Here is a 7,086-nt window from a genome sequence, read left to right on the forward strand (position 1 = left end):
ACCCGTGAGCGGAGGCATACTTCCACCTTATGGATCAAGGGTTCAGTAGCCAGGAGGCGTGCCGGATCGTCGGGATCAACCGGCGCACCGGGAAGCGGTGGCGCAACGGCACGGCACCGAACAAAGCAAAAAAGAAGGGGGCACCGCCGGTCAGACGACCGGCGGTGCCCCCTTCTGATGCGTCCCGCTACCTGCGAGAAGACGAGCGGATCTACATCGCCGACCGAGTGCGGGAGAAGGCCTCGATCCGTGAGATCGCGCGGGCTGGGCCGTGCGCCGTCCACCATCAGCCGGGAAGTCCGCCGCAACCGGCACCCCACCGGCGGCCAGTACCGGCCGCATGCGGCCCAGGCCCGAGCCGACGCGCGCCGGCCCCGCCCCAAGCCCAGCAAGATCGGACAGAACCCCCGAGTTACGGGCATACATTCAAGACCACCTGCACAAGCGCTGGAGCCCGGAGCAGATCGTCCAGAGCCTGCGCCGAAGCTTCCCCGAGCGGGCGGAGATGCATGTGTGCCACGAGACCATCTATCAGGCGCTCTACGTGCAAGGCCGCGGCGAGCTGCGCCGCGAGCTGACCAAGGCGCTGCGCACCGGCCGCACCAAGCGCAAGCCCCGCCGCCTGGCCCAGCAGCGCCAGCCCCGCTACAGCACGCCCATGGTCATGATCAGCGAGCGACCGGCCGAGGCTGACGACCGGGCCGTTCCCGGCCACTGGGAAGGTGACTGCATCATCGGCAAGAACGGCAACTCGGCGATCGGCACCCTGGTCGAACGCACCACCCGCTACGTGATGCTCGTCCACCTGCCCATCGACCGCACCGCCGAGCGCATGCGTGACGCCCTGATTGAGACCATGGCCACGCTGCCCGCCCAGCTCAAATGCTCCCTGACCTGGGACCAGGGGAGCGAGATGGGCCGCCACCACGAGTTCTCCATCGCCGCCGACATGCCCGTCTACTTCTGCAACCCGGCCGGCCCGTGGCAGCGCGGCTCGAATGAGAACATCAACGGGCTGCTGCGCCAGTACTTCCCCAAGGGCACAGACCTGTCGGTTCACACCCGCGATGACCTCGACGCCGTCGCTACTGAATTGAACGCCAGACCGCGGAAGACGCTCGACTGGAACACCCCTGACGAACGCTTGGCCGTACTGCTAACCCCCACGTTTGATCACAGAAAGCGAGCCGGGGCCGGCTAAAGGGTGCCTCAGCAGCTTTGCTCCGACCATGGCTAGCGGGGGAGCGGGACCAGTGTTTTTGGCCCCACCTGAGGGATTGTGGTGGGACGCTGGTTGTGCTCCTGGTTGTGGGGGTGGGGCACGGTTGGCACGGATGACGAAGGCGGAGACGTTCGCTGCGATCCGGAGGGACTCGCGGCTGAGCGGTATGGGCGTGCGCGCTCTCTCGCGCAAGTACGGCGTGCATCGCCGTACTGTGCGAGATGCCCTGCGGTCGGCCTGGCCCACGCCGCGCAAGAAGCCACCGCCGCGCAGGTCCCGGCTGGATCCCTTCAAACCGTTCATCGATCAGGTGCTGCGTGAAGATCTGCGGGCGCCGGTCAAACAGCGGCACACGAAGAGACGTATTTTCGATCGGCTGGTGGCCGAACGTGAGATGGAGGGGATCTCCTACGACGTGGTCTGCGCCTACGTGTCGTGGCGGGCACCGCAGATCCGGCAGGAGGAGGGGTTCGGGCCGCCGCGGGAGGTGCCGATCGACCAAACCCACAAGCCCGGGGTCGAGGCCGAGGTCGACTTCGGGGATGTGTATGTCGACCTGGCGGGCGAGCGCCGCAAGTGCCAGTTGTTCGTGTTCCGGCTCTCCTATTCGGGCAAGGCGGTGCACCGGGTCAGCCTTTCCTGCACCCAGGAGGCGTTCTTGGAGGGGCACCTGCATGCCTTCAGGGTGCTGGGCGGGGTGCCGACCGGCAAGGTCCGCTATGACAACCTGACCTCAGCGGTGAAGCAGGTCCTCGGGTTGAACCGGGCCCGGATCGAGAACGAACGCTGGCTCGCCTTCAGATCGCACTACTCACTCGACACCTTCTACTGCCGCCCTGGCCTGGAGGGTGCCCACGAGAAGGGCGGAGTCGAGGGCGAGGTGGGCCGATTCCGCCGCAACCACCTGGTCCCGGTCCCCAGGGTCGCCTCGATCCGAGAGCTCAACGACCTGATCGAACAGTGGGATCTGCAGGACGACCAGGGCGGATCGGAGCCCGCGCCCGGACGATCGCCGAGTACTACGCGTTGGAGCGGTCCCTGCTGCGGCCGCTCCCGGATGAACCGTTCGAGACCGGCCGAGTGCTTCAACCCCGGGTCGACCGGCGAGCCCAGATCTGTGTTCGCACCAACCGATACTCCGTGCCGGCCGCGCTGATCGGCCGGCAGGTCCGGGTGCTGCTGCACTCCTCCGAGCTTGTGGTGTTCTCGGGCCGCAAAGAAGTCGCCCGCCACGAACGCCTGATCGCCAAGAACAGCTCCCGCCTCGATCTCGACCACTACCTGGAGGTCCTGATCCGCAAACCCGGAGCGCTGCCCGGCTCCACCGCGCTCGAGCAAGCCCGGCAAGCAGGGAAGTTCACCCCGGTCCACGACGCCTGGTTGGCCAGGGTCCGCAAGGCCCATGGGGACGCAGCCGGCACCCGGGAGCTGATCGAAGTGCTACTGCTGCACCGCACCATGGCCCACGACCACATCGTCGCCGGGATCGCCACCGCACTGCGGGTCGGCGCCCTCACCGCGGATGTGGTCGCCATCGAAGCCCGCAACGCCGCCCAGACAGACCCGCAACCGGAGGCGACCGACCCCAGCGGCCGACCCGTCGGCAAGCCGGTCGAGCTGCCCGACAACATCGTCTCTCTCACCCAGAAACGGATCGAGACCCTGCCCGCAGACACCCGCCCGCTGCCCTCAGTCGCCGCCTACGATCAGCTGCTGCGCCGCCATCGCCCCACCAGCCGAGGAGATCCCCCATGAGCACCGACCAGTACCGTCTCTCCCACCAGCGCGGGATGACGGAGACCGCCGCCGAAGCCTCCATCGACCAAGCCTGCCGAATGCTGCGGCTGCCCACGATGCGCGCCCAGTTCATCCCCACCGCCGACGCCGCAGAACGCGAACAGCTCACCTACCGCGGGTTCCTCGCCGAACTGCTGATGGCCGAATGCGCAGACCGGCAGCGCCGCCGCAGCGAACGCCGAGTCAAAGCCGCCGGATTCCCCCGCCCCAAATGGCTCACCGACTTCGACTTCGAGGCCAACCCCAACGTCCCCGCCGCGGTCATCCACACCCTCGCCAAATGCGAGTGGGTCAAGAACGGGCACCCGCTCTGCCTCATCGGCGACTCCGGCACCGGCAAGAGCCACCTGCTCATCGCGCTCGGCACCGAAGCCGCTATGGCCGAGTTCCGAGTCAAATACGTCCTGGCCAGCAAACTCGTCAACGAACTCGTCGAAGCCGCCGATGAACTCATCCTCAACAAAACCATCGCCCGCTACGGACGCTACGACCTGCTCTGCATCGATGAACTGGGCTACATGAAACTCGACAAACGCGGGGCTGACCTGCTCTTCCAAGTTCTGACCGAACGCGAGGAGACCGCAAGCGTTGCGATCGCCTCCAACGAAGGATTCGGCGGCTGGACCAAAACGTTCACCGAACCACGCCTCTGCGCCGCCATCGTCGACCGGCTCACCTTCAACGCCACCATCATCGAGACCGGCACCGACTCCTACCGGCTCGCCCAGGCCAAGAACCAAGACACCGCCTGAGACGACGAGAGCGCACATCAGGCTCCCTACCCAGGGCCCCGGCAAAGTCGCGACTGGTGTCCGGGTTGAGTTAACGACTTTGCCGGGACCCTGTGGTCCAGGCGGTGGCGAGCTTGGCCTGCACCGGGATCGGCGGGTTATCGAGCAGGTTCCGGGTGTTCGTTCGGATGGCCATCAGGTTCTTCTTTTGAGAGGAGCGGTCCGTCCGCCGGCGTGGCGGCAGGTCTGGGCGTGCATACGCACGGGTGGTCGCGATCGAGGCTGTGGCTGCCATCCCCGGGCGGCCCTCCACGGAGTCCTCGCCCGCGTGCGCGACCTCGGCGCAGCCCTCATCTCGGTCACGACCGGACGAGGCGCACGCCGGTCGCGAGCAGCCAGACGAGCCAGGCGACGAACCCTAGGAGCCCGACGAAGATCAGCGGCGAGCCGTCGGCGATCGCGAGGTTGCCCAGCCCCGCAGCGAGCAGCAGGCTCCCGCCCACCATGCCCAGCAGGCGCTGCCAAGCCGGAGTCAACCCGCTCGCGTGCGCGGCGAGGGCCGAGCCGATGCAGGTGGTGCCGAGCATCGGCAGCGCCAGCGCGAACGCCGCTGCGTGAATCTGCCAGACGAGCCCGAACGCGGGCGTCGGCTCGGCGAGCCCGCTGGCGGAGAGCGCGAGCCCGATCTGCAGGACGTTGACAAGCACGAAGATGGCCGACAGCGTCGCGCCAGCGGCCAAGGCGAGGCGCGACCAGTCGGTGCCCGCTCCGCCGCGCCGCTCCACGAGGCCGTGCAGGCCCGTCACGAACACGAGCAGCAGCGGCAGGTACAGGGCTACCAGACCGGACACGATCGCGACCGCGCCGCGGTTGGCCGCGTAGTAGGCCAGCACGTCCTCGATCGGAGCGTCGTAGGGCAGCGCGCCCGTTACCGCAAACAACACGTTCTCGATCACCACCAACACCGCGAACGCGATCGCCGCGGCACCGACGAGCCGGCCTCGAACGAACCAACTGCGGGCTGGCGTGGTGGCGGTCTTCTTCGGTGATCTCATCTCTTACTCCTTCGTTACGGTCGGATGACCGGCGGGTTGTCGAGCGGGTTCGGGGTTTTCGCTGATTCGTACACCGTACGCCGTACATTGTACTAAGATTAGTACACTGTACGATGTCCGTGCGCTGGACGATTGTCAAGCCGTTCGAGCGAGTGAGGAGACCCGTGTCCGGGAAGAAAAAACGCCAGGTCGCGCCAGACGCGGGGCTGAGCAAGCAACGGGTGGTAATCGAGGCCATCCGGATCGCCGACCGCGAGGGGGTCCACGCGCTGAGCATGCGCCGGCTGGCCGGCGCGCTCGGCGCGGGCGCGATGTCGCTCTACTACTACGTGGCGAACAAGGAGGAGCTGCTGGACGCCATGATCGACATCGTGTTCGAGGAGATCGAGCTCCCGCCCGAGGAGACCGACTGGCAGTCGGCGATGCGACGGCGGTCGGTATCCGCCCGACAGGTTCTCGCACGCCACCCGTGGGCGATCGGCCTGATGGAGTCGCGGACATCGCCGGGGCCCGCGCACCTCCGCCACCGCGAAGCGGTCACCGCCTGCCTGCGGAGGGCTGGCTTCCCGGTTCTGATGGCGACGCACGCCAACTGGTTGCTCGACGTCTACGTCTACGGTTTCGCCCTGCAGGAAGCCTGCCTGCCGTTCGACACCGCCGATGAGTTCGCGGACATGGCCGAGGACGTCTACCTGCCCCAGCTTCCTCCTGACGAGTTCCCCTACCTCAACGAGTCCGCCGCAGCGCTCGTCGCTGCCGGCTACGACCCGGCAGAGGAGTTCATCTTCGGCCTCGACCTCATCCTGGCCGCCCTCGAGCCCCTAAGAGCCTCCGCATAGCAACGCTCACCGACCGTCGCGGGCCCTCTGCGCCGCAGGCTCCGCAGAAGTGCTCCGCTGGCCAGGGTCCCAGCAAAGTCGTTAGGTGATGCCGAGTAGGGCCAGTGGGCGGTTGGCGTTGCGGGCGTGGTGGCGGGCCGCGGCGGCGATGTTGGTGATACCGGCCAGCCGTAGGGCGCCGATGGCGGCGTTTCGGAGGGCGGCCATGACTTGGGGTCCGGTGCCGGTGCGGATTTGGGAGCGGTCTTCGTCGTAGGTGACGTCGCGGACCCAGTGGATCTTGTTTTCGATCGACCAGTGCCCGCGGATCCAGTCCGCGAGCTGCCACGGTCTTGCTTGGTGCGCTTGCAGATCGGTGATCGCGTAGACAGTCTCGGTGGTGAAGCGCCTCGGTTCGTCGAGACGGCGCCGACGGCGACGGATCTGGATCGCTTGTGCCGCATGGGGAAACTCGATGCCGGCGGCGACGGACAGGATCTTCAGGGTGCGGATCTCCCGACGGCCGTGCCCACGGTCGGTGTCCCGGTCGGCTTCAGGTGTCTGTCGCCAGAGCAGACCGGTCAACTGCTCGTGCAGGATGGGCTGGTTGCCTTTGACGGTCAGGATCCAGTGCGCGCCGCGGTCGGCGAGATAGGCGACGTGGTCACGCTGGCAGTGCAACGCGTCGGCGGTGACGACCACACCGCGTAGGTCGCCGATCTGGTCGAGCAGCGTGTCGAAGCGGGTGATCTCGTTGGTCTTGCTGTGGACATCGGTGGAAGCCAACACAACACCGGTGGACTGGTCAGCGGCGGCCAGGACGTGGCGGGCTGCGGCGGTACGCGTGCGTGAGCCCCGCAATGTCTTGCCGTCCACCGCGATCGCTCGCCTGGAGCCCGACGCGGCCGGGGGTATGCGCGTGGCCAGCCATGTCCCGATCGTGGCGGCGAGCAGGTCCGGGTCGACGGCCTGCAGCAGCCTGCGGATCATCGACTCGGACGGTCGCCGACCGGGATCGATACCCAACAGCATCGCGGTGTCGGCGGGCAGGTCGGTGACCCACTCGGCGATCGCGGTGTAGGAGCGGTAGCCGGCCACGACCGCGCAGACCGCCGTGGTGATCACCACGGTGAGACGGTGGCGGATCCCACGCCGCGCACGTGGGTCCGGCACCTCAGCCAGGGCAGCCGGCAGGTCGACGGCCACCTCGGCCGGGCCGAGTCCGGCTGGGTCAAGTCCGTCCGGTAGGTGCTGTCGGCGTACTCATTGGTGTGCAGAGGTGCGTACGAGTATTCGGGCTCTGTCGCTGATCTTGTGATTGATGATCTTTAGTCTTGAAGCAGGATGAGCTTTCGGAGAAGGTCGAAATTCGCGCGCCCGTAGCCCCGCCGCTTGAGCAGCTTGACCCTCGTGTTCTGACCTTCGGCCTGGCCGGAATTCCACGGAAGGGACAAGCCTGCGGT

The 7,086-nt window shown here is 67.2% G+C and carries 5 protein-coding genes and 2 pseudogenes; 4 read left to right on the forward strand and 3 right to left on the reverse strand.

The window, feature by feature from the left end; all coding sequences use genetic code 11:
* The first annotated feature begins 29 nt into the window (after positions 1-29).
* The 3 genes and pseudogenes from ETD86_RS31125 to istB all read left to right on the forward strand — a co-directional run bounded on the left by ETD86_RS31125 (position 30) and on the right by istB (position 3,771).
* A pseudogene (locus tag ETD86_RS31125) lies at positions 30-1,201 on the forward strand (IS30 family transposase).
* Positions 1,202-1,334: 133 nt separating this feature from the next.
* Positions 1,335-2,977, forward strand: a pseudogene (gene istA, locus ETD86_RS31130) (IS21 family transposase).
* Entirely contained in the window at positions 2,974-3,771 is a 798-nt protein-coding gene (gene istB, locus ETD86_RS31135; RefSeq protein ID WP_138670113.1) for an IS21-like element helper ATPase IstB, read from the forward strand. The pseudogene istA and the gene istB overlap by 4 nt, the downstream one beginning before the upstream one ends.
* A 338-nt stretch (positions 3,772-4,109) precedes the next feature.
* Here the strand turns inward: istB and ETD86_RS31140 are convergent, their stop codons facing one another.
* Positions 4,110-4,805: a DUF4386 family protein gene (locus ETD86_RS31140; protein WP_138670115.1), complete on the reverse strand. Its 696-nt coding sequence runs from the start codon at positions 4,803-4,805 to the stop codon at positions 4,110-4,112.
* A gap of 164 nt (positions 4,806-4,969) precedes the next feature.
* On the opposite strand from ETD86_RS31140, the gene ETD86_RS31145 reads away from it, so the two are divergent.
* Positions 4,970-5,644 carry a TetR/AcrR family transcriptional regulator C-terminal domain-containing protein gene (locus tag ETD86_RS31145; protein WP_138670117.1) on the forward strand — a complete coding sequence of 225 codons (675 nt, stop codon included), beginning with the start codon at positions 4,970-4,972 and terminating at the stop codon, positions 5,642-5,644.
* Between the two features lie 81 nt (positions 5,645-5,725).
* Here the strand turns inward: ETD86_RS31145 and ETD86_RS31150 are convergent, their stop codons facing one another.
* Both ETD86_RS31150 and ETD86_RS31155 read right to left on the reverse strand, forming a co-directional pair.
* A complete protein-coding gene (locus ETD86_RS31150; protein ID WP_211370428.1) occupies positions 5,726-6,751 on the reverse strand; it encodes an ISAs1 family transposase in 1,026 nt (341 codons plus the stop codon).
* A gap of 200 nt (positions 6,752-6,951) precedes the next feature.
* Positions 6,952-7,077 carry a transposase gene (locus ETD86_RS31155; protein ID WP_211370429.1) on the reverse strand — a complete coding sequence of 42 codons (126 nt, stop codon included), beginning with the start codon at positions 7,075-7,077 and terminating at the stop codon, positions 6,952-6,954.
* Positions 7,078-7,086 lie beyond the last annotated feature (9 nt).

Origin of the sequence: Nonomuraea turkmeniaca (genome assembly GCF_005889735.1) — a bacterium.
Taxonomy (GTDB): domain Bacteria; phylum Actinomycetota; class Actinomycetes; order Streptosporangiales; family Streptosporangiaceae; genus Nonomuraea; species Nonomuraea turkmeniaca.

Excerpts from the sequence above, each read along its gene's own strand:
- istB (WP_138670113.1), top strand. The coding sequence starts at position 2,974 with ATGAGCACCGACCAGTACCGTCTCTCCCACCAGCGCGGGATGACGGAG.
- ETD86_RS31140 (WP_138670115.1), bottom strand. The coding sequence starts at position 4,805 with ATGAGATCACCGAAGAAGACCGCCACCACGCCAGCCCGCAGTTGGTTC.